At 34.5% G+C, this 25,972-nt stretch carries 26 protein-coding genes and 1 pseudogene; 11 read left to right on the top strand and 16 right to left on the bottom strand.

All coding sequences use genetic code 11. The features are described from left to right. Positions 1-32 precede the first annotated feature (32 nt). Positions 33-1,196 carry a phage major capsid protein gene (locus tag OPR35_RS04230; protein ID WP_265024715.1) on the bottom strand — a complete coding sequence of 388 codons (1,164 nt, stop codon included), beginning with the start codon at positions 1,194-1,196 and terminating at the stop codon, positions 33-35. 167 nt (positions 1,197-1,363) lie between these two features. On the opposite strand from OPR35_RS04230, the gene OPR35_RS04225 reads away from it, so the two are divergent. After that, positions 1,364-1,516 (top strand): hypothetical protein, encoded by a 153-nt coding sequence (locus tag OPR35_RS04225; protein WP_156220886.1) that lies wholly within the window; start codon positions 1,364-1,366, stop codon positions 1,514-1,516. A 439-nt stretch (positions 1,517-1,955) separates the two neighbouring features. On the opposite strand, the gene pyrF is transcribed toward OPR35_RS04225, so the two are convergent. The 3 genes from pyrF to OPR35_RS04210 all read right to left on the bottom strand — a co-directional run bounded on the left by pyrF (position 1,956) and on the right by OPR35_RS04210 (position 4,145). Beyond that, positions 1,956-2,636, bottom strand: coding sequence for an orotidine-5'-phosphate decarboxylase (gene pyrF / locus OPR35_RS04220; RefSeq protein ID WP_012481735.1), 681 nt, complete (start codon positions 2,634-2,636; stop codon positions 1,956-1,958). A 43-nt stretch (positions 2,637-2,679) separates the two neighbouring features. After that, a complete protein-coding gene (locus tag OPR35_RS04215) occupies positions 2,680-3,846 on the bottom strand; it encodes a hypothetical protein (protein ID WP_214303371.1) in 1,167 nt (388 codons plus the stop codon). A 137-nt stretch (positions 3,847-3,983) separates the two neighbouring features. Next, on the bottom strand, positions 3,984-4,145 hold the full coding sequence (locus tag OPR35_RS04210) for a hypothetical protein (protein ID WP_265024714.1): 162 nt from the start codon (positions 4,143-4,145) through the stop codon (positions 3,984-3,986). Positions 4,146-4,203: 58 nt separating this feature from the next. Here OPR35_RS04210 and OPR35_RS04205 point away from each other — a divergent pair, with 58 nt between their 5' ends. Continuing rightward, a complete protein-coding gene (locus tag OPR35_RS04205) occupies positions 4,204-5,472 on the top strand; it encodes an IS256 family transposase (RefSeq protein WP_265024713.1) in 1,269 nt (422 codons plus the stop codon). Positions 5,473-5,501: 29 nt separating this feature from the next. Further along, complete coding sequence (locus tag OPR35_RS04200) at positions 5,502-6,734, top strand: IS256 family transposase (protein ID WP_265024688.1); 1,233 nt, start codon at positions 5,502-5,504, stop codon at positions 6,732-6,734. Positions 6,735-6,817: 83 nt separating this feature from the next. Here the strand turns inward: OPR35_RS04200 and OPR35_RS04195 are convergent. From OPR35_RS04195 to OPR35_RS04185, 3 genes and pseudogenes are all read right to left on the bottom strand, one after another. Continuing rightward, positions 6,818-7,627: pseudogene (locus tag OPR35_RS04195) on the bottom strand (IS256 family transposase); the annotation flags it as partial. A 21-nt stretch (positions 7,628-7,648) separates the two neighbouring features. Continuing rightward, a complete protein-coding gene (locus tag OPR35_RS04190; protein ID WP_265024712.1) occupies positions 7,649-9,409 on the bottom strand; it encodes an ankyrin repeat domain-containing protein in 1,761 nt (586 codons plus the stop codon). A 78-nt stretch (positions 9,410-9,487) separates the two neighbouring features. Next, positions 9,488-10,636 carry a Bcr/CflA family efflux MFS transporter gene (locus tag OPR35_RS04185; RefSeq protein ID WP_213863931.1) on the bottom strand — a complete coding sequence of 383 codons (1,149 nt, stop codon included), beginning with the start codon at positions 10,634-10,636 and terminating at the stop codon, positions 9,488-9,490. Between the two features lie 149 nt (positions 10,637-10,785). On the opposite strand from OPR35_RS04185, the gene ubiE reads away from it, so the two are divergent. The 5 genes from ubiE to argS all read left to right on the top strand — a co-directional run bounded on the left by ubiE (position 10,786) and on the right by argS (position 16,295). After that, the gene (ubiE, locus tag OPR35_RS04180; RefSeq protein ID WP_006012444.1) at positions 10,786-11,484 is read left to right on the top strand and encodes a bifunctional demethylmenaquinone methyltransferase/2-methoxy-6-polyprenyl-1,4-benzoquinol methylase UbiE; all 699 of its coding nucleotides are present in this window, start codon (positions 10,786-10,788) and stop codon (positions 11,482-11,484) included. A gap of 159 nt (positions 11,485-11,643) precedes the next feature. Beyond that, the gene (locus tag OPR35_RS04175) at positions 11,644-13,341 is read left to right on the top strand and encodes an ABC transporter ATP-binding protein (protein WP_149168815.1); all 1,698 of its coding nucleotides are present in this window, start codon (positions 11,644-11,646) and stop codon (positions 13,339-13,341) included. Positions 13,342-13,613: 272 nt separating this feature from the next. Then, positions 13,614-13,811 (top strand): hypothetical protein, encoded by a 198-nt coding sequence (locus tag OPR35_RS04170; protein ID WP_230609140.1) that lies wholly within the window; start codon positions 13,614-13,616, stop codon positions 13,809-13,811. An 85-nt stretch (positions 13,812-13,896) separates the two neighbouring features. Then, positions 13,897-14,460 (top strand): hypothetical protein, encoded by a 564-nt coding sequence (locus tag OPR35_RS04165; RefSeq protein ID WP_006012452.1) that lies wholly within the window; start codon positions 13,897-13,899, stop codon positions 14,458-14,460. 134 nt (positions 14,461-14,594) lie between these two features. Further along, positions 14,595-16,295: an arginine--tRNA ligase gene (gene argS / locus OPR35_RS04160; RefSeq protein ID WP_096097177.1), complete on the top strand. Its 1,701-nt coding sequence runs from the start codon at positions 14,595-14,597 to the stop codon at positions 16,293-16,295. A 62-nt stretch (positions 16,296-16,357) separates the two neighbouring features. Here argS and ccmA read toward each other — a convergent pair whose 3' ends face one another. After that, positions 16,358-16,981, bottom strand: a complete 624-nt coding sequence (gene ccmA / locus OPR35_RS04155; protein ID WP_007302587.1) for a heme ABC exporter ATP-binding protein CcmA — start codon at positions 16,979-16,981, stop codon at positions 16,358-16,360. 3 nt (positions 16,982-16,984) lie between these two features. Further along, a complete protein-coding gene (locus tag OPR35_RS04150) occupies positions 16,985-17,416 on the bottom strand; it encodes a hypothetical protein (protein ID WP_052265043.1) in 432 nt (143 codons plus the stop codon). A 429-nt stretch (positions 17,417-17,845) separates the two neighbouring features. Between OPR35_RS04150 and OPR35_RS04145 the strand changes: the two genes are divergently transcribed. Beyond that, entirely contained in the window at positions 17,846-18,796 is a 951-nt protein-coding gene (locus tag OPR35_RS04145) for a coiled-coil domain-containing protein (RefSeq protein ID WP_265024711.1), read from the top strand. On the opposite strand, the gene OPR35_RS04140 is transcribed toward OPR35_RS04145, so the two are convergent. Both OPR35_RS04140 and OPR35_RS04135 read right to left on the bottom strand, forming a co-directional pair. Further along, positions 18,737-18,913: a hypothetical protein gene (locus OPR35_RS04140; protein WP_406848668.1), complete on the bottom strand. Its 177-nt coding sequence runs from the start codon at positions 18,911-18,913 to the stop codon at positions 18,737-18,739. The two genes, OPR35_RS04145 and OPR35_RS04140, sit on opposite strands and share 60 nt — an antisense overlap. A gap of 22 nt (positions 18,914-18,935) precedes the next feature. Next, positions 18,936-20,168, bottom strand: coding sequence for an IS256 family transposase (locus tag OPR35_RS04135; RefSeq protein ID WP_265024688.1), 1,233 nt, complete (start codon positions 20,166-20,168; stop codon positions 18,936-18,938). Positions 20,169-20,226: 58 nt separating this feature from the next. Between OPR35_RS04135 and OPR35_RS04130 the strand changes: the two genes are divergently transcribed. After that, complete coding sequence (locus OPR35_RS04130; RefSeq protein WP_265024710.1) at positions 20,227-20,994, top strand: hypothetical protein; 768 nt, start codon at positions 20,227-20,229, stop codon at positions 20,992-20,994. A gap of 488 nt (positions 20,995-21,482) precedes the next feature. Here OPR35_RS04130 and OPR35_RS04125 read toward each other — a convergent pair whose 3' ends face one another. From OPR35_RS04125 to secG, 4 genes are read right to left on the bottom strand one after another with little or no spacing between them, the layout of a single operon-like run. Then, positions 21,483-21,890, bottom strand: coding sequence for a nucleoside deaminase (locus OPR35_RS04125; protein WP_010404879.1), 408 nt, complete (start codon positions 21,888-21,890; stop codon positions 21,483-21,485). A 17-nt stretch (positions 21,891-21,907) separates the two neighbouring features. Beyond that, positions 21,908-22,201, bottom strand: coding sequence for a hypothetical protein (locus tag OPR35_RS04120; protein ID WP_007302591.1), 294 nt, complete (start codon positions 22,199-22,201; stop codon positions 21,908-21,910). A gap of 38 nt (positions 22,202-22,239) precedes the next feature. Continuing rightward, a complete protein-coding gene (locus OPR35_RS04115) occupies positions 22,240-23,847 on the bottom strand; it encodes a CTP synthase (protein WP_052265041.1) in 1,608 nt (535 codons plus the stop codon). Next, complete coding sequence (secG, locus tag OPR35_RS04110) at positions 23,847-24,167, bottom strand: preprotein translocase subunit SecG (RefSeq protein ID WP_214303352.1); 321 nt, start codon at positions 24,165-24,167, stop codon at positions 23,847-23,849. The genes OPR35_RS04115 and secG overlap by 1 nt, the downstream gene beginning before the upstream one ends. Positions 24,168-24,283: 116 nt before the next feature. Here secG and OPR35_RS04105 point away from each other — a divergent pair, with 116 nt between their 5' ends. Next, positions 24,284-24,808, top strand: coding sequence for a gamma carbonic anhydrase family protein (locus OPR35_RS04105; RefSeq protein ID WP_015588396.1), 525 nt, complete (start codon positions 24,284-24,286; stop codon positions 24,806-24,808). Here the strand turns inward: OPR35_RS04105 and OPR35_RS04100 are convergent. After that, entirely contained in the window at positions 24,798-25,823 is a 1,026-nt protein-coding gene (locus OPR35_RS04100) for a hypothetical protein (protein ID WP_265024709.1), read from the bottom strand. The genes OPR35_RS04105 and OPR35_RS04100 overlap by 11 nt on opposite strands. Positions 25,824-25,972 lie beyond the last annotated feature (149 nt).

Raw genomic sequence — 25,972 nt, 5'->3', positions numbered from 1 at the left:
AAGTATAATATGTCAACTATTTCATAAAAATTTTAGTACTTGCTTGCAATTTTCAACAATTTAATAGCGCTGGTGTTGACAACTTCCCCGCCAACACGCTTAGTAACAAAAAATCTAACATAAGGTTTGTTTGTATAAGGGTCTCTCAATATTCTCATTCCTCTGTTATCCACGATCTTATAAGCTTGTTTGAAATCCGCTACTGCAATCATTGTAGGTGGCATATCAGCAGATTGATATACTGGTATTCCCATCAAAGTATCTGGTATTTCAAGCGATAAACTCGGCTGCCAAAGATACTGACCTGTTTCAGATTTTAGTAGCCTCACGTCCTTTAACGTACTCCTGTTCATCAAAAATGATGCATTTTTAGAGTAATGTTCATTTAGAGAGTAGTACAATATCATTATGGCGTCGCTGTCTAGCTTATCAGCTTTAATTTGCTCTATCTTATTATGACCATTTCCATTTTCGTAAGTTAAAATTCCTTTAGGCTGAAAAGTGCCATCACCTTTAATAAAGGCTTCATTCTCCTTCTTACTGAAAGTTTCGGCAACCTTTTCTACAAGCCAACTTTCAACATTGACAAATGCATCATCGAGCAATTTTTGTGATATTTGCGGCTGAGCATAGAGCTCATAAGTTGTGATGGAAATCTTTTGAATTTTAGGTGTACTTGTGTCTTGTGCAAAATCATACTTGGATTTATAGCCACCATCTTCGTCCTCTACGACTTCACCACTCCAACCTGCACCAGCACGGTCACAATCTTCTATAATATAATCCAATGTTTCAGTAGAGATTTTTTGCTTGGAACATATCTGCCGCATTGGAGATGAATCAGCTATACGCTTGTTTATGCGTTTTACAATATGAGGAGTAACTAAATACCCTCCAATATCATTGTCATCTCCACTTAGGGTTTTGTGTGATAACCTGTTTTCCATTCCTTTGCGAATATAATCAGAAAAATATTTATCACCTGTATTAAAATCTGTGCTAATCTCTGGGCGTTGAGCTGAGGTTTCAATAAAATCTAAGCGCTCTTTGCAATTATCAATATTACTATTTATCTTGCATAGCTGCTCAGGCCCTTTGCTTTCGATTTCTTTTAGTTTACGATCATTTATTAGTTTAAATTGCTCCCATGATGAAGCAAGTTCATTAACACGGTGAGCGATATCAGTAAGTGACATAATAGCCTCCTTTAAAAATAAAATTAGAATAGTTATTGTAATTTGAAGGTAATCTTTATCAGTAATCTCAGCGTTGTCATGCAACCTGCATTCAGAAAAAAGACCGGTGAATGGCAGCTTAGTATAACTCAAACGCTTGTTTACAACCAGTGCTGGGAGGCGCCCTCATGGTAAACAACGTTCATACAACTGTGACGTATAATGCTCGTACCTGCCATTCACCGGTCTTTTTTCTGGATTCTAGCATTGGCTTCATGGTAGATACAAATGAACGTAAGCTGCTTGGTAACGGGAGAAAAATGATAATGATTACTTGTTGAAGTAAAAAAAGCAGTGTAGTATTACACCACGCTAAGTATTATACTTAATTGTCAGTACTATACAGCATCCATTTTTTTGTGTCAAGCACTTTTTTTCACTGAGTAGGAGAATGTGCAAATAAAGTACGTAGCCGTATAAAGCTGGGATCCATTTTTCTATCATCACCAGAAACGTTGATTACTTTTATACCTGTAAATTTAACTGGATCCCAGTTTCAGGGCACTGGGATGACAGAAGAAAAAGGCCTGTATCGGCTACTTCGATGACACTCACAGCCCTGTCATTCCAGTGCGTGACGCTGGAATCCAGAAAAAAAAGAAAAATGGTCAAGCACTGACCCATTTAGTTATCTTTTCTCGTCTACCTTGTTTTGCCACCCTGCTGAACGGATACATACCGTTTGTTGCTTTTACTCTATGCTACCTTATCTGCCCTGCTTCAATCAGTAAGGGATTTCAATATTAACTCTGCACTACTTGCGGGATTGCTACTCTCTGTAATGGGTCTGCCAATTACGATATAATCAGCTCCTGAATTTATTGCTTCTTTTGGTGTTGCTGTCCTTTTTTGATCATCATGACCTCGATTCATACGGATTCCTGGAGTAATAATTTTAAAGTCTTTACCACATTCTTGGCGCACTTCTTGAGCTTCTAGTGCAGAGCAAACTACTCCATGTAGTCCAATCTTTTTTGCAAGCTTTGCTAGCAAAATTACCTGTGATTTTGCCTCCCTTGCTACTCCGAGTTCACTCAGATCTTCATTGCCCATACTAGTTAGTACTGTTACTCCAATTAGCTTTATTTTCTTTCCTTGCACTATACTTAGTGCTTCTTTAAGCATTTTTGTTCCACCACTGATATGCAATGTTAGCATTTCAACATCTAGAGCTTTTATTGCTTCAACTGTTCTAGCTACAGTGTTTGGAATATCATACAATTTTAGATCTAAAAAAATTGGTACATTGCATTTTGCAACTTCTCTCACTCCAGAAGGACCATGTGCAGCAAAAAATTCTAACCCAAGTTTTACCATGCCAACCTTATCACGCAGACCATTAGCCCAAGATATGGCTTCATTCAAATCTTGTGTATCCAGTGCGCATATTATTGGGTTCATTATCTTGTATAATTTTTTTTATAATAAGAGTAATTGTTGCATTTTACAATCCATATTCAGGGATTGGTCCACTTGCAATGCTTTGTACAGACACTGAACACGATAATCTGGTCGGAGTGGGTGAACGACTGGCATATCCAAGATCTTCCTGTAAAGAATCAGACGTTTCCTCCGATGTTTTGGAACCTTTCATTGGCTTGAATTGCACAAGCTGCCCTAATATAAATTTTATTTTCTGAGTCTCCCCTAATATTATTTTTTTGCTATAATCTTTAATTGTTTCATTTTCTCTTATTGATTCTTCTATCTTATCTATCACATATTGAAGTTGTTTTATTTGACTGTCTCGCTCTAAAAGTGAATTTCTTAAATTTTTCACTTCGTTATTACAATCTTGTCTTATTCTGTCTAACTCAAAAGATTGATTTTTAATTAAACCGTCTGCTTTATCTAGCTCTTCAAATTTCCTTTTTAACTCTTGAGATAAGTTTTTATTTTTCTGATCAATTTCTTTAAATTTACATTGTAATTCATCTAATTTCACACAAAGTTCTTCTTTTCTTTTATGTAATTCTTCTTTTTTCATATACAGTATATGTTTCTCTTTACGTAATTTGTCTATTTCCTTAGATAACTCCTCTTTTTCTTTAGATAATTTCTCTACTTCCTTATATAATTCCTCATATTTATCATTGTCTATTTTTCTTTTCAATTCGATTATAAGTTTTTTCCTCTCAGTTAGATTAGCTTCTTTTTCCTGTAACTGTTTACACAAATATGAGATTTTATGGAGTAGTTCTTTTTCTTGTGCAGCAAGCTCATCTTTCTCCTTCGTTACTTTTTCTAATTCGTCTGTTATTCCAATTATATGGATCATTTTTGCTTCTAATTTCTCCTCCAAAGATTTTTTTTCTTTAAGAAAAGATTTCCTCTCAGTTTCTATTTTTTGACCAAATTTTCTTTCTTCCTCGTATAAATTGTGCTTTTCTTGAGTCAACTCACGCTCTTTGTGAGCAAATTTCTTCTCCACTTTACTAGTGTCAATAATTATTTTATACAAAATCATAAAAGCCAAAACAGATAATACAGCTAAAGCGAGAATTAAAGAACTAGGTACATTAATAAGCGCTAAAGATGTAAGTAACGTGAGAGTAGCCAGAGAACTAGCTATAAAATAAAATGTATTATATTTATTAAGTAAATTGCTCATCACCTATACACAAAACTGCAGCAGTCTTGTATATATTGATTAAAATTGTCTTACCTGTAGAGGAGAACACTTATCACAATTTTACCAGTGATAAACTTTAGTTGATATTCTAACTAAACTCAAAATGCAAGGTGGCATCAGACAGGAGTAGAACATCTAGGAGTAGAACATCTACTAGAATATCCAAAATCTTCTGAATATGAAGCTTCATCCAGCTCTTTATTTGGTAGTGCTGATAAATCTCCATTACTTATATCTGAAGGAGGAAGGCTATCATTAGTTTGTACGGGAATGTTCAAAAAAGTGTGTCAAACCGAAAAAAAAGTAATAAATTGATATAAAAAATGGAGGTTTGATATGAGTCAAGCAAATAGAACTACTGGTTTGGTAGATTATAAAGAATTAGAAACAAATATCCTGTCATCTATACGAGAAGGAAGACCATTGACAGGAAGAGATGGAGCATTAACACCGTTTATAAAAAGGCTGCTAGAGGCAAGTCTGGAAGGTGAAATAGAAAGCCACATGTCAGCTAAAAGTGAAGAAAATAACCGAAGAAATGGAAGGAATGCAAAAACTTTACGTACAAGTTCAGGCTCATTTGAACTATTAACACCAAGAGACAGAGAAGGAAGCTTTGAACCGCAAATAGTCAAAAAAAGGCAAACAAGCCTACATCCAGAACTTGAAGCAAAGGTCTTAAGTACATACGCCAGTGGCATGGGATACAGAGACATAGCTTCACACGTTGAGGAAATATATGACCATAAAATATCAGCAGCAGAGATATCCAATATTACTGATAAACTGCTACCAATAATCAATGAATGGCGCAGCCGTCCATTGCAATCAGTGTATCCAATAGTGTTCATGGATGGCATGTTTTTTAAGGTCAAGGAGGACGGACATTGCGTAAGTAAATGCATGTATAATATATTGGGTATAAATCAAAATGGCAGAAAAGAAGTATTAGGTTTTTATCTGGCTGAAAGTGAGGGAGCTAACTTCTGGTTGGGAGTTTTAAATGACCTCAAAGAAAGAGGAGTAGAAGATATTCTGATTGCATGTGTAGATGGGCTAAAAAGCTTTCCTGCAGCCATCAACAGTGTATTTCCCAGTGCAGAAGTGCAGCTATGTATAGTACACCAAATAAGAAATTCTCTGAAATATGTATCCAGTAAAGATGTAAAAGTTTTCATGAATGATCTGAAAAAAATATATCGTGCTTCAAGTAAAGAAATTGCTGAGAATTATCTGCTTGAGCTGGAAGAAAAATGGGGAGAAAAGTATCCTTTAGTTATAAAATCCTGGCAGAACAATTGGGAAAACTTATCCAGTTATTTTAAGTATTCTGGGCCAGTTAGGAAGCTGATTTACACCACTAATCCAATTGAGGGGTTGCATAGACAAATCAGGAAATTTACTAAAACTAAGGGTTCATTTACTAGTACAAATGCCTTGTACAAACAGGTATATTGTGCTATAAAAAAGGTAGAGCAAAGGTGGATTATGGCTCTCCCTAATTGGGCTTTAACTATGTCTCAACTTGATATTTTCTTTCCAGATAGATTGAAAATTGAGTTGAGGGAATGTTCAAAAAAGTGTGTCAAACCGAAAAAAAAGTAATAAATTGATATAAAAAATGGAGGTTTGATATGAGTCAAGCAAATAGAACTACTGGTTTGGTAGATTATAAAGAATTAGAAACAAATATCCTGTCATCTATACGAGAAGGAAGACCATTGACAGGAAGAGATGGAGCATTAACACCGTTTATAAAAAGGCTGCTAGAGGCAAGTCTGGAAGGTGAAATAGAAAGCCACATGTCAGCTAAAAGTGAAGAAAATAACCGAAGAAATGGAAGGAATGCAAAAACTTTACGTACAAGTTCAGGCTCATTTGAACTATTAACACCAAGAGACAGAGAAGGAAGCTTTGAACCGCAAATAGTCAAAAAAAGGCAAACAAGCCTACATCCAGAACTTGAAGCAAAGGTCTTAAGTACATACGCCAGTGGCATGGGATACAGAGACATAGCTTCACACGTTGAGGAAATATATGACCATAAAATATCAGCAGCAGAGATATCCAATATTACTGATAAACTGCTACCAATAATCAATGAATGGCGCAGCCGTCCATTGCAATCAGTGTATCCAATAGTGTTCATGGATGGCATGTTTTTTAAGGTCAAGGAGGACGGACATTGCGTAAGTAAATGCATGTATAATATATTGGGTATAAATCAAAATGGCAGAAAAGAAGTATTAGGTTTTTATCTGGCTGAAAGTGAGGGAGCTAACTTCTGGTTGGGAGTTTTAAATGACCTCAAAGAAAGAGGAGTAGAAGATATTCTGATTGCATGTGTAGATGGGCTAAAAAGCTTTCCTGCAGCCATCAACAGTGTATTTCCCAGTGCAGAAGTGCAGCTATGTATAGTACACCAAATAAGAAATTCTCTGAAATATGTATCCAGTAAAGATGTAAAAGTTTTCATGAATGATCTGAAAAAAATATATCGTGCTTCAAGTAAAGAAATTGCTGAGAATTATCTGCTTGAGCTGGAAGAAAAATGGGGAGAAAAGTATCCTTTAGTTATAAAATCCTGGCAGAACAATTGGGAAAACTTATCCAGTTATTTTAAGTATTCTGGGCCAGTTAGGAAGCTGATTTACACCACTAATCCAATTGAGGGGTTGCATAGACAAATCAGGAAATTTACTAAAACTAAGGGTTCATTTACTAGTACAAATGCCTTGTACAAACAGGTATATTGTGCTATAAAAAAGGTAGAGCAAAGGTGGATTATGGCTCTCCCTAATTGGGCTTTAACTATGTCTCAACTTGATATTTTCTTTCCAGATAGATTGAAAATTGAGTTGAACTAAAAATGCGGCTTGACACACTTTTTTGAACGTTCCCTGAGTTGAACTAAAAATGCGGCTTGACACACTTTTTTGAACGTTCCCTATTTCAGAGAATTTCTTATTTGGTGTACTATACATAGCTGCACTTCTGCACTGGGAAATACACTGTTGATGGCTGCAGGAAAGCTTTTTAGCCCATCTACACATGCAATCAGAATATCTTCTACTCCTCTTTCTTTGAGGTCATTTAAAACTCCCAACCAGAAGTTAGCTCCCTCACTTTCAGCCAGATAAAAACCTAATACTTCTTTTCTGCCATTTTGATTTATACCCAATATATTATACATGCATTTACTTACGCAATGTCCGTCCTCCTTGACCTTAAAAAACATGCCATCCATGAACACTATTGGATACACTGATTGCAATGGACGGCTGCGCCATTCATTGATTATTGGTAGCAGTTTATCAGTAATATTGGATATCTCTGCTGCTGATATTTTATGGTCATATATTTCCTCAACGTGTGAAGCTATGTCTCTGTATCCCATGCCACTGGCGTATGTACTTAAGACCTTTGCTTCAAGTTCTGGATGTAGGCTTGTTTGCCTTTTTTTGACTATTTGCGGTTCAAAGCTTCCTTCTCTGTCTCTTGGTGTTAATAGTTCAAATGAGCCTGAACTTGTACGTAAAGTTTTTGCATTCCTTCCATTTCTTCGGTTATTTTCTTCACTTTTAGCTGACATGTGGCTTTCTATTTCACCTTCCAGACTTGCCTCTAGCAGCCTTTTTATAAACGGTGTTAATGCTCCATCTCTTCCTGTCAATGGTCTTCCTTCTCGTATAGATGACAGGATATTTGTTTCTAATTCTTTATAATCTACCAAACCAGTAGTTCTATTTGCTTGACTCATATCAAACCTCCATTTTTTATATCAATTTATTACTTTTTTTTCGGTTTGACACACTTTTTTGAACATTCCCTCACTTTCTTCTTCTGCACTGATCTCCTGTGATTCTTCCTCTTGTTCTTGTAAACTTAGTTGGGCATTACCTTCTTGCTCAGCATCTTCCTCTTGACCTACTTCATTATCTTTTGATGCTATACTGTCATCAATTTTTTTGGGGGGTTTTAGTAATAGAGTTTTTATTTCTTCTGTGCTAGCTAAATCTAAAGGAGTCTTTCCATATTTATCTTGTGCATTAACATTTGCTTCTGCGTTTATTAGAGCTTCTACTATCTCTTTTCTATCATAGTTTGCAGCCCAATGTAAAGGAGTCCTCTCATCCTTATCTACTGCGTTAACATTTACTTCTGCGTTTATTAGAGCTTTTACTATCTCTTTTCTACCATATCCTGCAGCCCAATGTAAAGGAGTCCTCTCATCCTTATCTACTGCATTAACATTTGCCTTCATTCCTATTAGAATATCGACCATCTTTTCACGGCTCCACGATACATTAGGCAATGTATTCCAGTTGTTTTTTTCAATTACCAGGTGTAAAGGAGTCTTTCCATCTATATTTTGTAAATTAACATTGATACTTTCTACTTTCAGTAGATCGTCCAATTCAGGTATCTCCATCGCTTTCTTTTTTAAAAAAAAATGCAAAGGAGTCTCTTTATTTTTATCTGTTAGATTAACATTGATGCCTTTTTTGTTCAGTAGAGTATAGAATTTATCTGTATCTATATCTAGGTCTATTTTTTGAAGAATTAAATGTAAAGGGGTTTCTCCTGCATTATTTTGTGCATTAACGTCTGCTCCTTTATCAAGTAGAAATTTTACTATCTTTTCTGTATCTTTATATCTACTTTTAGCAGCAAAATGTAAAGGGGTACTTAGATCATCACTTTGTGCATCAACCTTTGCTCCTTTGCTGAGTAGAAATTCTACTACGTCTTTATGTCCATATTTAGCAGCAAAATGTAAAGGGGTGCTTAGATCATCACTTTGTGCATCAACCTTTGCTCCTTTACTGAATAGAAATTCTACTACACCTTTATGTCCATTTTGAGCAGCCAAATGTAGAGGAGTCTCTTCAAATTCATTTTTTGCATCAATTTTTGCTCCTTTGCTGAGTAGAAATTCCACTACGTCTTTATGTCCATTTTGAGCAGATAAGTGTAGAGGGGTCTCTTCAAATTCATTTTCTGCGTTAACCTGTACTTTTTCTTCTCTATTTAACAGATTTTCTACATCATCAATATTACCGCTTTTAGCAGCTTCAAGCAATTTGTCATTGGCATCTTTTATGCTTTGTAATAGATTTTTTATTTCTTCTGTCTTAGCTAAATCTAAAGGAGTCTGTCCTTTATCATTTTTTGTATTAACATTTGCTTCTTTCTTTAATAGGTCTTCTACTGCTTTCAAGTCGCCAAGTCTGGCAGCCAGATGTAGAGAAACCTTACAATGCTCAGCTTTTACTTCTTCGTATTTATTTAACACGTGGCGTTCTCGAGAAGAGTCATAAGCAATAAAATCTGCTCCATTATCTAATAGAACTTTTGCTATATAAGAATGATTATTTTTAACAGCCCAATATAGAGAATTACCTTGAGATCCATCATATGCATTAACATCAGCTTCTTCAATTATTAGGCGCTTTGCTTCATTAAGATCACCTCTTTTAGCAGCATCAAGTAAAGCAGCATCAAGTAAAGCAGCATCTATATTTCTGATTGAATAATTCATTTAACACTTCTCTATAAAATTGCATTACTATAGTAAGGTAATTAATAATTCATGAAATCTGGGTTGTAGAAATAATGATTATCCTTCGTGTTTTTCAGTATATTTAAGTAAACTATATATAAGAATTGCAATTATAGAACATACAACTGTTAATAGTAAATTTGGTAAAATGCCATAAGAAAAGAATTTTCCTACTATGTATATTCCAACAGCCCCAAACATCATATTGCAAAATGAGAGAACTGCACTACCAAGCCCTATACTTTTGACCGTTTCTAAAGCAGAAGTTACGTTATTGCTGATTACGAGTGCAAGCCCGATATTGCTCGGAATCCAAGTAACTTGAAGAATAAGTACACTTAACTTGTTTGTGAGATAAAAATATACCAATAAACCATCCGATATCATCGGTAATACCAAACCTATTATTAACATCTTGCTCACTCCTATTTTTGGTACGTACCTTCTATTAATTAAAGTTCCAATTATGTAAAATATAACTATGATTGATATGAGATAGCCAAAATATTGTACTTCAACGCCCATTGATTCAAATATGAACGGGTAGTTAGCAATGTATGCCCAAAGCCACATGAAAGTTAATCCATGAATGGCTGAAAACCCAAGGAAACGATAATTCTTAAATATTAATATATACTGCTTGAAGATATTAATACTGGCTTTACTTTTATTTACGGTCAGCGTTTCTTGTAGCTTCAAGTAAATAAAAATGAGCATAATAATTGCGGCAAGTGATATGATAAAAAACAAAAACTTCCAACTATAACCATGTGAAATTATATAACTGCCTACCACTGGAGCTATTCCAGGTGAAAGTGCTACTACCATATTTAACTTTGAGATTACTCTTGAGTATTCACTACCTGAGTACATATCCCTGATTGCTGCATATCCGACAACGCCTGCAACACCAGCTCCTGCTCCTTGTATAAAACGGATTAATATTAAAAGTATAATATTATCAGCTATGCAACATACAATACTTGCCAAAGTAAAAATTGCCATGCCAATCAGCATTATTAGGCGCCTACCATAATAGTCTGACAGTGGCCCATAAATTAATCCAGATATTGCAACTCCTACTAAATTTAAACTGATCGTAAGCTGCGCTATATTACCTTTCACCTTAAAATAGTTGGCAATACTTGGCAATGCAACTGAGTATAAGTCTGTTGCCATATCAACAACTGCTACAGATAATATCATAATAAGAGAGATGATATTTTGTGAAAAAGCTGTCGACACTAATGATTTACTGGATTAAATATGTTTAATTGTAGTATATTTTTCTCATTAGTATATTAATTTAACTGCTAAAGTTTAAAATAATTATGTAAGCAATCTCTATATAAAATATGGATAAATCACAACTAGTTAAAGAGGTTTTCGATTCTGTAGCAAATTGCTACGACATCATGAATGATATAATGAGTCTTGGAATGCACAGGCTATGGAAAGAGAAGATGGTAAGTAGTGTGCATTTTAAAAAGAACTCCAAGGTTTTGGATATTGCTGGAGGAACCGGAGATATAGCTATAAGAATAGCAAGAGGTGAACCAAGTGCTCAAGTTACAGTATGTGATATAAATCAAAACATGCTGGACAAAGGGCGTGATAAAGCAATAAATTCAAATCAGCTAAATTTCAATTGGGTATGTGCAAATGCAGAGAGCTTACCATTTGAAGATTCTGAATTTGATTATTATACAGTAGCTTTTGGTATTCGAAACTTTTCTGACCGTAAAAAGGCTTTAAGTGAAGCATATAGGGTATTGAAGCAAAATGGACAATTTGTCTGCTTGGAATTTGCCCCTATGCATTATCAAAATGAGATATTCACCAAATTTTATGACTTATACTCATTTAAAGTAATTCCTAAAATTGGCAGCATAGTTGCTAAAGATAAGGGTTCTTATGAATATCTAGTAAAAAGCATAAGAGAATTTCCAACTCAGACTAACTTTAAAATGGAAATTGAAGAGGTAGGCTTTAAGAATGTTGAGTTCCACAATATGAGTTATGGAATAGTAGCATTACATATTGGAACAAAATAAACTCTGGTCTATTCAGTAGTTTTTTTGCTAACTTTCTGTAATTTCGCAGCGTTTTTCCTTCAGAAGCTAAAGTTTCTTGAACGTATTGTTCTAAGGAAGTACACTGTAGACTAATGCTGTAACTTTTTCCTGAAGCTAAATACTTAACTTTAAAATAAAATGCAATCTAACATTAAGCAGTTATTTTACTATATAAAACCTAGTTTACATTATTTTACCGTAGCGTTTATTGCAGTTCTATTTTCAGCTTTAACGATTCTTCTTTTTGGTAGGGGCTTAAGCAACATAATTGATTCTGGCGCAGAGCATAATTTTACTACTAATCTATTAGTTGCAATACTGATAGTTTTAGGCATCTCTCTCACTGCATTTATTCGGTTATATTTCATTGGCATTGGAAGCGAAAAAGTTATCGCAAGAATCAGATATGACTTATATAGCAGTATTACTGATTTACAACCAAGTTTCTTTGAGAATACAGGTGTGCAAGATGTTATCTCAGCACTCATTACTGATACCTCTGCATTGCAATCGATAATAAACAGCAGCTTATTGACAATATTGAGGAATGCAGTGGTACTAACTGGTAGTGTTGCAATGCTGTTATACACAAATCTACATTTAACCGCATATGCAGCTGCAATAATACCTATACTGCTCATTGTCATGACTTCACTTGGGAAAAAAGTACGCAATTATGCACGCTTTGCTCAGGATAAATTAAGTGAGCTTGCATCATTTAGTGAGGAAAATTTTAGATCTATAGTAACTATCAAATCGTTTGTACTCGAAGAAAATGAAAAAATCCATTTTCAGAAACATCTAAACTCAGTATCAAAATCATACGTAAAATTAGTACTCTTGCGTGCTATTTTAGTAACTCTAGTTATCACGTGTGTGATAGGTTCGCTAGTTGTTTTGCTTTTTTTGGGAATAAAAGAAGTCTTAAGTAATAATATGACCATTGGAGAACTCTCCTCATTTGTGTTTTATTCAGCACTTGCTGCAGGGGCTGTAAACAATCTAAGCGATAACATCAGTGATTTGCAACGAGGTCTTGGAATTGTAGAGCGTTTATTTGAATTTATGAACATGAAAAGCTCTATATTAGATAATGATAATCCTATAAGGATCAATAGTGTTCAAAAAGGAATTTCGTTTAACGATGTAACATTTTTTTATGCTGATAAGCCAGCATTAAATAACGTATCATTTTCTATAGAGGCAGGCCAATCAGTATCAATTGTTGGACCATCTGGCAGTGGCAAGAGCACCATTTTAAAGCTTTTGCTCCGTTTTCACGATCCAAGTGAAGGCAGTATTACTATCGATGGACAGAATATTAAGACAATTGCGCTAAATGATCTAAGATCGCTGTTTGGCTTAGTACCACAAGATCACATGATATTTTCTTGCTCAATAATGGAAAATATACTATATGGTAAACCAGATGCTGAATATGAAGAGGTGAAGCAAGCAGCTATCAGTGCGTATGCAATGGAATTTATTGATAAGCTGCCGGATAAATTTGATACATTTGTAGGAAAAAGAGGACTAAAGCTTTCCGAAGGACAAAAGCAACGTATTATAATAGCAAGAGCAATACTGAAAAATCCTCAGGTTTTAATACTGGATGAAGCAACTTCCGCCCTCGACTATAAAAGTGAAAGCCTAGTGCAAAAAGCACTTAGCAAGTTGATGCAAAACAGAACAACAATTATAATTACGCACAGGCTATCAACCGCACTCAAAACTGACAAGATTATAGTGATTAATTGCGGGAAAGTGGAAGAAGTTGGTACTCATGATTCTCTAATGAATAAAGATGGGCTGTATGCAAAATTGGTGAAGATATAGTAAAAACTGAAGGAAAATTTGAGTCATACTTGTTGGTTGTTATGCTAGATTGATAACTAAAACTATTAAATCTTTAATTATTTTAACTTATAATAATATCATATTGTCCACCTGCTCCTGCTTGTCCACCTTGTCCGGAACTTAAGCCTGAACCTAAGCCTGAATCTAAAGATGATGATAAATCGATACCATTTGACATAAAAAAGCTTGCAATATCAACCTTGCCAGGAACGGATAAGATTCTCAATTTGAAAACCTCTGATGAAACAGGTATGAGTTCTAAGGAATGTGGGGAAATTATTGCGAGTACTAGAAATGACCTTAGGATTTCAGATGGCAAAATTGTGGGTAAATGTTACGACAATACTGAATGTGATAAATGTGTGGATGCATTGAACTCTAGCATAATCATGGTTCTTGCTACTGATCACAATACACAAGCGGCAGACTCGAATATTTATTTTCTATAAAAGCAATATAATGTGTGTATTGTTAGTACACACATTATTCTATGTTTAATTGTTTGATAAATTTATTTATTGATGGAGTTATTTTATGTTTAAAAGCGCCTATGCTCATCCAATGCCAACTAATACATGTTTTGTAAATGATATGGTAAGAGTTAATTTGTTTACAAAGTTGGATGATTGTAAAGTCAATAAGAGTAAGTTGATTCATGATAAATGTGGTAAAGATCTTAAGTGTAAGATTAATGACAGGACTATGAATGAACTGAAAAAATGTTTTAAGTTTGAGATTGATGATAAGACTAAAAATGAACTGAAAGAAAATATTAAGAATGAACTAGAGAAAAGTATTAAGTTTGAGATTAGTGATAAGACTAAGAATGATCTAAAAGAAAGTATTAAGAATGAACTAGAGAAAAGTCTTAAGTTTGAGATTGATGATAAGACTAAAAATGAACTGATAGAAAATATTAAGAATGAACTAGAAAAAGGTCTTAAGTTTGAGATTAGTGGTAAGACTAAGAATGAGCTAAAAGAAAGTATTAAGAATGAACTGGAGAAAGAGAAAAATGGAGGTACAGGGAATGCTTATTTTAGTGAAAGCGAAAGTATGGCTTTCCGTCACTATAGTGACAGCAACGACTTAATGTAAACTATAATTTTTCTGGGTTTCAAAAGACCCAGAAAAGGTTGCCTTACACCAAACAAAGAGTAGAGAGAAAATCATAACTTCAACTAGCCCCACTTATTTGCTATACTGCTATAGATTTTATAGCAGTATAGTGAATGAACATTTTCAAGCAGATTTCCTCTCTAATTTCCAGCAAATTAAATGAGTTGAAACAAAGGGGTGTCATAAATACAAGTGCAGAAAATTTTATTGTGGAACCTCCAAGCAATAGAGCACATGGTGATATTTACACAAATGTTGCTATGGTGCTTGCAAAGCATGAAAAAAAGAATCCAATTGAGATTGCAGGGATCTTAGCAAGAGAATTTAAACCTTTTGATGAAGTTGCAGAAGTGGAAATAGCAAGCCCCGGTTTTATCAATATGCACTTAAAAATAGAAGTGTGGCATGGGATTTTGAAACAAATAAATGAGCTAAAAACAGAGTTTGGCACTCTAAATATTGGAAATAATCAAGCTGTCAATGTTGAATTTGTATCGGCAAATCCAACAGGCCCTCTGCATATTGGTCATGCAAGAGGAGCAGTGTTTGGTGATGTTCTGGCAAATTTACTAAAGAAAGTTGGCTATAATGTTACTAAGGAGTACTATATCAATGATGCTGGAGCACAGATAGATACGCTAATTCGGTCAGTATATTTGCGGTATAAGGAAGCTCTGGGAGAAAAAATTAGCATTGAAAAGGGTTTATACCCAGGTGAATATTTAAAGCCAATAGGAGAGGGATTAGCTAAAAAATATGGCAAGGAGCTTAGAGCAGAGGAAGATAACCAGATAATTAGAGAATATACTTTAAGTTCTATTTTAGAACTCATAAAGGAGGACATGAGCTTGCTTGGAGTAAATCATGATGTCTTTACTTCAGAGTATGAGCTACGTGGCAAAATCGAAGAGAGTATAAAGATATTATCTGACAAGGGTCTAGTGTATGAAGGGTACCTGGAGAAACCAAAAGGCAAAGAAAGTGAAAATTGGACTTCCAGAAAAGAAATGTTATTTCGCTCTACAAAATTTGGCGATGATGTTGACCGCGCATTGAAGAAAGAGGACGGCAGTTGGACTTATTTTGCCTCAGATATCGCTTACCATTTTGATAAGATATCGCGTGGTTTTAACAATATGATCGTAGAGCTTGGTAGTGACCACGGTGGTTATGTCAAAAGGCTAAAAGCAGTCGTCTCTGCGCTCAGTGATGATCAAGCAAAAATAGAGGTAAAACTGCATAATATTGTGAATTTTTTCGAGAATGAAAAACCTGTTAAGATGTCCAAAAGATCAGGAAATTTTCTTACAGCTAGGGATGTAGTGGAAGAGGTTGGCAGGGATATAACTCGTTTTATAATGTTAACACGCAAGAATGATATGGTCTTGGACTTTGATTTTGCTAAAGTTAAAGAACAGTCAAAAGACAACCCTATTTTTTATGTGCAATATGCGCACGCCCGTGCTCATTCGTTAATGCGTAATGCTCCAAAAGAGCTCCCAACAGCAGACCCTTCACTTTTAAAGACAGATGGGGAGCTATTCCTCATAAAAACCTTAGCAAAGTGGCCAGATGTGGTAGAAATATCTGCAAGGCTTTGTGAGCCACATAGAATTACTTTCTACTTACTTGAAGTTGCAGAAGCGTTTCACGTTTTATGGGGATATGGCAAAAGTGATTTAAATATGAGGTTTATACTGGAGAATAACTTAAATCTCACCGCTGCAAGAATGTTTCTCGTCCAAGCCTTAGCACACGTCATTGCTTCTGGACTTTCGATTTTTAATATAGAGCCTTTGAAAGAGATGAGTTAATTTTAATGCGTAATATTAAATGTGATAATAAATTATTGATGTAAGTACAATAAGGCCAAAAATTATACAAGAGGTCTGTTAAAATCACGTATGTCGATTGTCTTGAAGTCACACAATTGTTCTGTAGAGCTATGTCCTGTAATAATTACTGTACCGTTCTGCTCAGAGCGTATTGAGATTAGGTTCAATACTAATTCACATGTTGTGCTATCAAGATTACAGAAAGGTTCATCTATCAGCCAGATATTTGCATTAGAAATTAAAAGGCGGGCAAGCGCAACTCTTCTTTTCCAGCCTGCAGAAAGTTCACCATATCTAATGTTAAATACAGGTTGCAACTCTAAACAATAAGCAGCTGCCATAACTGATTCTCTAGTGTTCCGTATTCTTGCCCAGAATTCTATGTTTTCACCAATTGTTAAGCTATCTTTACAGGCGTTTTTATGTCCTACGTAAACCATGGAAGATATAAAGGATTTTGGATCATCATATATGTCTTTTCCGTAGTATCTTATATTGCCTGATACTGGAGGTAAGAGTCCAGATAAACTTCTGATTAAGCTGGTTTTGCCGCTACCATTTGGACCAGTGATTAAGATTTTTGATTTTGGCTCAGCTTTAAAATTGAGGTTTTTAAATAATACTTTGTTATTACGAGCACAGGATAGATTTTTACATTCAAGCATGGATTATCTGCCTTTTCCTTTATATTTACCCTTAGTTGAAGACTGAGCTTTTATAAATAGCTCCCAAAATCCTTTCTTATCACCTTCTCTGTGTATCAATTGTGCAAAATGTTTCATTAAACTATTACCCATCATAACCATCTTTGTCCATTTACCTAACGGTTTTGCTATATCAACTATTTCTAGATCTTCTTTGTAAACTTGCATATTCTTTTGTTTCTCCCTTAGCATTTCCTGTTGTTTCATCAACTCTTTTTGCTTATTTTTTTGATACAATTCATTAAATCTTCTATTTTCTTCCCACTCTTCTTTGAGAACTTTTAGAGGAAATATAATTTTCCTAATATGATTTTTGTATATTTTTCTCAAAAAGAGAGATACTGCAATTATAGCAAGTAATATCGTGCTATATGTAATGATTTGTCCGAACGGCATTTTTATACTCAGCTTATTGGCAAGCGGTATTTACAATTATACCATAACTATAGAAATTTTACAATTTTTTTCTGGATAAAGATAGTAGACTAAAAATTTCTAAAGGACAAAAGCAACGTATTTACGTACAGGCTATCAACTACTACACTCAAAACTGACAAGTGATTAATCATTGGAGAGTAGAGGAATCACGGCTCTCTAATGAATAAAGATGGACTGTGTCAAGCTGGTGAGTAAGGTGGAAATTGAATAATTGTTGGTTATCATGCTAGATCTACAATATAAGTTATAAAATTTTTAATCATTTTGGCTTATAATAATTTCTGAGTTAACCTTAGATTTCCTGAGCTGTGGTTTCTTTTACCCATGTTGAATTCCTAGCTTTTATACTCTAATTTAATTCCAGTTTTGACTATATAGGAGGTCACAATGTCAAACAATATCTATAGCGATCAAGTTAATAATAGTAATTTATATGCCAACAAACTTTTTTATGGTGAAGAGGGTGAGCAAGTCGAAAATCTAGGAGATCAGGTTGCGGAAAAAGAGGATGATAAATCAGAAGAAGATTTACTTCGTGACTGTAGAGATGAAACTAAGAAGGCAAAAGATAAGTTAATACAGTGTAAAAAAGATGCTGTGGAATCACAAAGAGAAATTACAAAATTAGAAGCAGAAGCTAGTGAATTAAAGTCACAGGTTCAAGAAGAAAGAGAGAAGGTAGAACAAACTAAGAATGAAGCTGAGGCAAAAGTTGATAAGTTAAAATTACAGGTTCAAGAAGAAAGAGAGAAGGTAGAACAAACTAAGAATGAAGCAAAAGCAGAAGTTGATAAGTTAAAATTACAGATTCAAGAAGAGAAAGGGAAGGTAGAACAAACTAAGAATGAAGCTGAGGCAGCAAAAGCAGAAGTTGATGAGTTAAAATTACAGATTCAAGAAGAGAAAGGGAAGGTAGAACAAACTAAGAATGAAGCTGAGGCAGCAAAAGCAGAAGTTGATGAGTTAAAATTACAGATTCAAGAAGAGAAAGGGAAGGTAGAACAAACTAAGAATGAAGCAAAAGCAGAAGTTGATAAGTTAAAATTACAGTTTCAAGAAGAAAGAGAGAAGGTAGAACAAACTAAGAATGAAGCTGAGGCAACAAAAAATGAGTTAATACAGTGTAAAAAAAATGCTGAGAAGATGAAAGAAAACGGTGGACAGGCAATTAATCAGGAAAAATGTGATGATATTAAAGCAGAAGCTGAACAAGCAAAATTAGAAGCTAAACTAGCAAAAGAGGAGGGAACGTTCAAAAAAGTGTGTCAAGCCGCATTTTTAGTTCAACTCAATTTTCAATCTATCTGGAAAGAAAATATCAAGTTGAGACATAGTTAAAGCCCAATTAGGGAGAGCCATAATCCACCTTTGCTCTACCTTTTTTATAGCACAATATACCTGTTTGTACAAGGCATTTGTACTAGTAAATGAACCCTTAGTTTTGGGAATGTTCAAAAAAGTGTGTCAAGCCGCATTTTTAGTTCAACTCAATTTTCAATCTATCTGGAAAGAAAATATCAAGTTGAGACATAGTTAAAGCCCAATTAGGGAGAGCCATAATCCACCTTTGCTCTACCTTTTTTATAGCACAATATACCTGTTTGTACAAGGCATTTGTACTAGTAAATGAACCCTTAGTTTTAGTAAATTTCCTGATTTGTCTATGCAACCCCTCAATTGGATTAGTGGTGTAAATCAGCTTCCTAACTGGCCCAGAATACTTAAAATAACTGGATAAGTTTTCCCAATTGTTCTGCCAGGATTTTATAACTAAAGGATACTTTTCTCCCCATTTTTCTTCCAGCTCAAGCAGATAATTCTCAGCAATTTCTTTACTTGAAGCACGATATATTTTTTTCAGATCATTCATGAAAACTTTTACATCTTTACTGGATACATATTTCAGAGAATTTCTTATTTGGTGTACTATACATAGCTGCACTTCTGCACTGGGAAATACACTGTTGATGGCTGCAGGAAAGCTTTTTAGCCCATCTACACATGCAATCAGAATATCTTCTACTCCTCTTTCTTTGAGGTCATTTAAAACTCCCAACCAGAAGTTAGCTCCCTCACTTTCAGCCAGATAAAAACCTAATACTTCTTTTCTGCCATTTTGATTTATACCCAATATATTATACATGCATTTACTTACGCAATGTCCGTCCTCCTTGACCTTAAAAAACATGCCATCCATGAACACTATTGGATACACTGATTGCAATGGACGGCTGCGCCATTCATTGATTATTGGTAGCAGTTTATCAGTAATATTGGATATCTCTGCTGCTGATATTTTATGGTCATATATTTCCTCAACGTGTGAAGCTATGTCTCTGTATCCCATGCCACTGGCGTATGTACTTAAGACCTTTGCTTCAAGTTCTGGATGTAGGCTTGTTTGCCTTTTTTTGACTATTTGCGGTTCAAAGCTTCCTTCTCTGTCTCTTGGTGTTAATAGTTCAAATGAGCCTGAACTTGTACGTAAAGTTTTTGCATTCCTTCCATTTCTTCGGTTATTTTCTTCACTTTTAGCTGACATGTGGCTTTCTATTTCACCTTCCAGACTTGCCTCTAGCAGCCTTTTTATAAACGGTGTTAATGCTCCATCTCTTCCTGTCAATGGTCTTCCTTCTCGTATAGATGACAGGATATTTGTTTCTAATTCTTTATAATCTACCAAACCAGTAGTTCTATTTGCTTGACTCATATCAAACCTCCATTTTTTATATCAATTTATTACTTTTTTTTCGGTTTGACACACTTTTTTGAACATTCCCGTAGGGAATGAAAGTGGAGAAATTACATCTCGAGAAATAACACCAGATCTTAGCCTGCCAGGAATTTGTGGGCCTAAGGCTACTTTGTATAAATCGAATAATAAGATAGGTTGTCAAGGTTTTAATACATCTGATTTATTAAAAGAACTCTATCCTGAGATGTATAGTAATTCTAAAATTGTGCCATATATAGAAAAGGGATCAGAGGGTGTTTATGGTGCAGTAAATTTTAAATTTGCCTTTACTGATAATATTAGTTCAGCAGCCAACTTTAGTAATACGAAATGTCTTAAATGTATTGATAGTCCACTAGAGTTAGCTTGTCAGGACGAGAAGGTTAAGAGTTTCTGCCAGTTTGGCACTGATTATGATAATAAAGAATTAAACAAGAATTTTTTTTCTAGAGAATCATGTCCTGATCTCATCAAAGACCCCGGTGGAGCAAATATTGTGAAAGCGAAACAAGTTGCACCATTGATAATTGTTAATAACGCAGGGAATATGATAGATAAAGAGGGCAATAATACTCAAGTACACTATAATTCATTAAAGCCTTATCTAAAGCTTAATGGTAAAATCAGGGACTGTGGAAATGATCAAAAGTGTAAAGATTATAATGCAATTATGGAGAAAGTTGCATGGGATAGTGATAAGGAAGTACTATTAAAAACTGCTGTTAATAATACGCAAGAAGCAAATCCTTATTATTATGAAAATGAGGATAATTCTACTTTCGTTGAATTTGGTTCTATATAAGGCTGAATTTGTCTAATTTTTTCTACACTAGACACAATTTAGTCGTATCTGAACAAATACATAATCTATATAACGAGGACGTAGGTACCATTTGTCCTTTTAAGGCATTTATGTCAATGATATGCGTAATCCATGATTTTAAACATGATGATCCTCCTAAGTAATACAAAAAAACTCAGAAAAATGTATATAGCTATGATAGAAGTTATCTATACCAATATACTTTAACTAGAGATTATAAATTAATGAAGTTGAAAAGTCTGCAGACGAAGATAGATTTCGAGCTCTAGAATATCTTCACTATCAAAATAACAAAGCTGTCAAAATTTGTCAAGTAATTTTTATCGCAACTGTACAAACATTGCACAGGACAAATTTAAAATGCTGTCTGTTCAGACGCATGTGAAACCAGTGCTTCTTTTCATCCCACTTCCATGCGGCTAAACCCTTTTCATAATCTCCTATCTATCATTTCTTAAACCACTCCCCTAAGTTCTCAATTTCTCAAAGAAATCTTTTAACAAAAGAGAACATTTTGTTTCTAATATTCCACCATAAACTTCAGGTATGTGGTTACAGAATTGAAATATTCTAGTGCCGTTTTCAACTCCTCCACCTTTGGGATTGTAAGCCCCGAAGTACAGACGTTTAATTTTTGCAAAAGAGATAGCTTGAGCGCACATCGGGCACGGCTCTAACGTTACGTACATTTCAGCTTCATAAAGCGTGGAAGTTGAAAATGCTTGTCTAATTGTTAACATTTCTGCATGTGCAGTTGGATCATTAGATATATTGTGTGCAGAGGAGATGATATTGTTTCCATTAACTATTACAGCGCCTATTGGCACTTCGCCATCTTTCTGAGCAAGTTTTGCTTGCTCTATGGCAAGTTCCATGTATTGGTACTTAAACATTAGGTGCTTGGGTAAATATAATTTTCTTTTCTTGGCTTTTCTATTTTTTCTAGGTTATAGAATTCACTAAGGACTATTGTCCTTTTTACAAGGCTATCTATTTCTCGCTTTAAATATTTTTTTATTTCTTCTACCGATTTTAGTTCGTTTATAGCTACAACTACTTCTTCCATTATATCCTCTATAATTTGATCCTCCTCTAATTTATATATTATTTGTTCTACATGCCTATTCAATTCCTCGAAGGTCGCAGATCCATATGTAATGCTATCTTTACTATTTCTTAGTAACATTTTTACCTCTCTATTAGAATAGAGTTTATTAAGTTCTATTAAACTCTATTGTCAATAGTTGCCTTAATAAATGATGTAAAGAGAGGATGAGGAGAAAATGGTCTTGATTGAAATTCTGGATGAAATTGCACACCAATAAACCATGAGTGATTTTTTAGCTCCACTGCCTCTATGCATGTTTTATCTTCTGATATACCACTGCATATCATTCCATTCTCTTCTAAGTTATTTTTATAATCTAAATTAACTATATATCTGTGTCTGTGTCTTTCTGAAATAGTGACACTACTATACACATTTGCCATTTTTGAATTTGGATTTACATTACACTTGTATGTTCCAAGTCTCATGGTTCCACCAAGATCAACGTTCTTACCATCAGCGAGCTTGATGATTGGGTGTTTGCAAGTATAAAATTCTTCAGAGTGTACATCTTCAAGCTTAATAACGTTACGAGCAAATTCAATCACTGCAAGCTGCATACCAAGACATATTCCTAAAAAAGGAATGTTATTTACACGGGCATAGTTTATTGCTAATATTTTACCTTCTATTCCATTATCACCAAATCCTCCTGGAACAAGGACTGAATTAGAGCTTTGTAATTTTTCTCTGATAAACTTTGCATCTATAGATTTTCCATTCTCTTCTCTTGAGTTGACCCAATTTATCTTCACTCTAGCTTTATTACTAATTGCACCATGGTTTAATGCTTCAATCAGTGATTTATATGCGTCAGGAAATTCAGTATATTTTCCTACTATGGAAACGATAACTTCTTGTGTTGGATGTTTCATAGAGTGTACTATTTGGTCCCATTCAGGTAAGCTTGGTTTTGGCTTACTTAAGTGAAAGTGATCCAAAATTTGTGTCCCGAGCCCACATTGATTATACAAGGACGGTAACTCGTATATATGGTTTACATCAGGAGCAGGTATTACGTTAGATAAAGAAACATTGCAAAGATTGGCTATCTTTTCTTTTTGATTATCGGAAATTTCTTTTTCACTGCGACATAATATAATATCTGGTTGTAACCCCGCAGAGTTTAACTCTCGAACTGAATGCTGTGTCGGTTTTGTCTTTAATTCTTGTGCTGCAGTGAGATATGGTATTAAAGTTAAGTGAATAAGGATAACTTTTTGCTTTCCTAGTTTATAATTAACTTGGCGTATAGCTTCCAAAAACGGTTGGCTTTCAATATCACCTACGGTTCCGCCTATTTCGCATATTACAAAATCTAAATCTTCTGTACCATTAAAAATGAAAGATTTGATTAAATCTGTCACATGAGGAATGATTTGCACAGTTTTGCCTAGATAATCACCACACCTTTCCTTCTTTAATAATTTATTATATACTTTACCAGTTGTTATATTGTCGTCCTTGGTTGCTTTAATTTTAGTAAAACGCTCGTAATGTCCAAGGTCTAAATCAGTTTCAGCACCATCCTCAGTAACAAATACTTCCCCGTGCTGAGCTGGGCTCATTGTTCCAGGATCAATGTTGAGATATGGGTCAAGCTTTCTGATGCGAACATTGAATCCATGAGCTTGAAGAAGTGCTCCCACACTTGAAGCAACTAAACCCTTACCAAGTGATGAAACAACTCCACCTGTAACAAAGATAAACTTGGTTTCTTTCATTAATTTTCAAATGGAACAGAAGTTGATTGGCCTTCTTGCTTCTTTTCTGATATAATCTTCTCTGCAATTGATTTTTTATGTACATCTTTTGAACATAATCCTGATAGTAACAGTGTATTTATAATGAACAGCCCAGCAACTATAGAAGTTATTCTACTGAGTGGATTTTCAGAAGACTTTATCGGAATTATTGAATTCATTCCCTGTTGTGAATTACTAAAGCCACTTAATGAACTACTTCCAGGTGGCTGCAGGAGCACTAAAATTACCAATACAACAACTAATATTATTTGAAGTACACTAAGTACTGTTACTGACATTATGAATAGAGCTAAAAATAAAGATTTTAGGAGCATAAGGATCATAAGTCAAGAATATATTTACCCGAGTAACTTGACTACTGGAATCCAAGTATGTATTAAACCTTATTTAAATTATGAGCTATCACATTTTAAAATACAAAGATTATGAACCAAAAATGGATGAAAGTTCTTTTATCGCAGATGGTGTGCGTATCATAGGTAACGTTGAAATAGGAAGGAATGCGAGTATCTGGTTTAATTGTGTGATCAGAGGAGATGTTGGATCAATCAAAATAGGTGATGAAACGAATATTCAAGATGGCACCGTAATTCATGTAGATAGAAATCCAGGCGGTGATACGATTATTGGTAGTATGGTGACGGTTGGACATTTTTGTGTGTTACATGCATGCACGATACATGATAAAGCATTTATTGGTATGGGCTCTGTTATAATGGATCATGCGATTGTGGAATCTGAAGCTATGGTAGCTGCTGGCTCACTGGTAACGCATGGGAAAGTGATAAAAAGTGGTGAAGTATGGGCTGGCAGGCCAGCACAATTCTTCAAAAAAATGTCAGATGAGGAAATTAAACATATTACACAATCTGCACAAAATTATATCATGCTGATGAAAGAATATAAAGCTATATGCTAGGTTGAGAAATCTTCAGCTCTGATGCACATTCTACGTTAACTACTTCAAAAGCTTCTTCAACTATAGAATGCTTATCAATATAAGGCTCAATCACTTTTTCAACTCTAGTTTGCTTATCAATATGCTGATTAATAAAACTACCTCTGACTAGAATATCCTTTATTGGCCAGTTTGTTTCTGTTGGAGTACCTGATAATTTAGCTGCAAATTTTATCGGTGCTGACGTTAGAAAAAGAGATATAGTATTATTTGAATTAAGATAGAAGTTTACATGATCTTTACAATCTTTTAGATTTATATCTCCCGGAAAATCTGGTATTTGAGATTGTATATTTGCTTTTATGAAGTTCATCCGACCGAATTTTTCAGTAAGTATCCCTACCTCTTTTGGAACTTCTAATGGGATGATAATATCATTGCTAATTCCATTTTCTTCTTGAGAAAAAAGTTCAGTGTATGCTCCTTTTTTTCTGTGTTTCTCAAAATACTTAGGAAAATAAATATTGAGATATTCAGAGTGTAATTCTATTCGACTTTTCTGATCATTATTTTGCTTAAGTTCGCATAACTTAAATTTACTAAGGTCAGAGTCTGGAAATGGCTTTTCAATTTCAAAAGCAAGTGTAAGAGTGTGCGTTGTGTGATCAAATTCATTTTTTTCTTGTAGACCATCTTGTAGACTATAGTACTTATTTTTTTCATACTCTTTTCCTTCTATGTTAGCACTCACTTCCTCTTCATCCAAATTTTCAATAGCATCAAAAAATTCTTCTTCATCCAGATCTCTTTCTTTTTCACCTGGCTCTTGTTCTTTCAGAGAATCATACCATACATCCTCTTCATTAACTTTCTCCTCTATTGTATTTTCTACACTTATTTTTCTTGTATGATCATTTCCATTGCTAGCAGTTGTTTGATGATGTGTATCGTTAGTTTGAAAAAAGCTCTTTACTTTTGATATTAAGCTAATCCATGAAAGTCTGACTTGATTAAGTAGCCATTTAAAACTCTTCATTGTTTTACCCCAACCTAATTACTAAAAATTGTAACAGAATAAATTAAATATGTCAATAAGATACACAAATTGTACTAACTGGGAATTAGTGGCAGCACTTAACATCTGTGTAAATTTTGACATAGGCGTTTTCTGCATTTTAACCAAAT

Source organism: Wolbachia endosymbiont (group B) of Protocalliphora azurea (genome assembly GCF_947251865.1).
Taxonomy (GTDB): Bacteria; Pseudomonadota; Alphaproteobacteria; order Rickettsiales; family Anaplasmataceae; genus Wolbachia.
Note: the sequence above shows the minus strand (reverse complement) of the source record. Positions and strands in the feature narration are given on the sequence as shown.

Excerpts from the sequence above, each read along its gene's own strand:
- OPR35_RS04135 (WP_265024688.1), bottom strand. The coding sequence starts at position 20,168 with ATGAGTCAAGCAAATAGAACTACTGGTTTGGTAGATTATAAAGAATTA.
- OPR35_RS04105 (WP_015588396.1), top strand. The coding sequence starts at position 24,284 with ATGAGCTATCACATTTTAAAATACAAAGATTATGAACCAAAAATGGAT.
- OPR35_RS04225 (WP_156220886.1), top strand. The coding sequence starts at position 1,364 with ATGGTAAACAACGTTCATACAACTGTGACGTATAATGCTCGTACCTGC.
- OPR35_RS04150 (WP_052265043.1), bottom strand. The coding sequence starts at position 17,416 with ATGCCGTTCGGACAAATCATTACATATAGCACGATATTACTTGCTATA.
- OPR35_RS04115 (WP_052265041.1), bottom strand. The coding sequence starts at position 23,847 with ATGAAAGAAACCAAGTTTATCTTTGTTACAGGTGGAGTTGTTTCATCA.
- secG (WP_214303352.1), bottom strand. The coding sequence starts at position 24,167 with ATGTCAGTAACAGTACTTAGTGTACTTCAAATAATATTAGTTGTTGTA.
- OPR35_RS04200 (WP_265024688.1), top strand. The coding sequence starts at position 5,502 with ATGAGTCAAGCAAATAGAACTACTGGTTTGGTAGATTATAAAGAATTA.
- ccmA (WP_007302587.1), bottom strand. The coding sequence starts at position 16,981 with ATGCTTGAATGTAAAAATCTATCCTGTGCTCGTAATAACAAAGTATTA.
- OPR35_RS04120 (WP_007302591.1), bottom strand. The coding sequence starts at position 22,201 with ATGTTACTAAGAAATAGTAAAGATAGCATTACATATGGATCTGCGACC.
- OPR35_RS04125 (WP_010404879.1), bottom strand. The coding sequence starts at position 21,890 with ATGGAACTTGCCATAGAGCAAGCAAAACTTGCTCAGAAAGATGGCGAA.
- OPR35_RS04100 (WP_265024709.1), bottom strand. The coding sequence starts at position 25,823 with ATGAAGAGTTTTAAATGGCTACTTAATCAAGTCAGACTTTCATGGATT.
- ubiE (WP_006012444.1), top strand. The coding sequence starts at position 10,786 with ATGGATAAATCACAACTAGTTAAAGAGGTTTTCGATTCTGTAGCAAAT.
- argS (WP_096097177.1), top strand. The coding sequence starts at position 14,595 with ATGAACATTTTCAAGCAGATTTCCTCTCTAATTTCCAGCAAATTAAAT.
- OPR35_RS04205 (WP_265024713.1), top strand. The coding sequence starts at position 4,204 with ATGAGTCAAGCAAATAGAACTACTGGTTTGGTAGATTATAAAGAATTA.
- OPR35_RS04145 (WP_265024711.1), top strand. The coding sequence starts at position 17,846 with ATGTCAAACAATATCTATAGCGATCAAGTTAATAATAGTAATTTATAT.
- OPR35_RS04165 (WP_006012452.1), top strand. The coding sequence starts at position 13,897 with ATGTTTAAAAGCGCCTATGCTCATCCAATGCCAACTAATACATGTTTT.
- OPR35_RS04230 (WP_265024715.1), bottom strand. The coding sequence starts at position 1,196 with ATGTCACTTACTGATATCGCTCACCGTGTTAATGAACTTGCTTCATCA.
- OPR35_RS04190 (WP_265024712.1), bottom strand. The coding sequence starts at position 9,409 with ATGAATTATTCAATCAGAAATATAGATGCTGCTTTACTTGATGCTGCT.
- OPR35_RS04215 (WP_214303371.1), bottom strand. The coding sequence starts at position 3,846 with ATGAGCAATTTACTTAATAAATATAATACATTTTATTTTATAGCTAGT.
- pyrF (WP_012481735.1), bottom strand. The coding sequence starts at position 2,636 with ATGAACCCAATAATATGCGCACTGGATACACAAGATTTGAATGAAGCC.
- OPR35_RS04185 (WP_213863931.1), bottom strand. The coding sequence starts at position 10,636 with ATGATATTATCTGTAGCAGTTGTTGATATGGCAACAGACTTATACTCA.
- OPR35_RS04175 (WP_149168815.1), top strand. The coding sequence starts at position 11,644 with ATGCAATCTAACATTAAGCAGTTATTTTACTATATAAAACCTAGTTTA.
- OPR35_RS04170 (WP_230609140.1), top strand. The coding sequence starts at position 13,614 with ATGAGTTCTAAGGAATGTGGGGAAATTATTGCGAGTACTAGAAATGAC.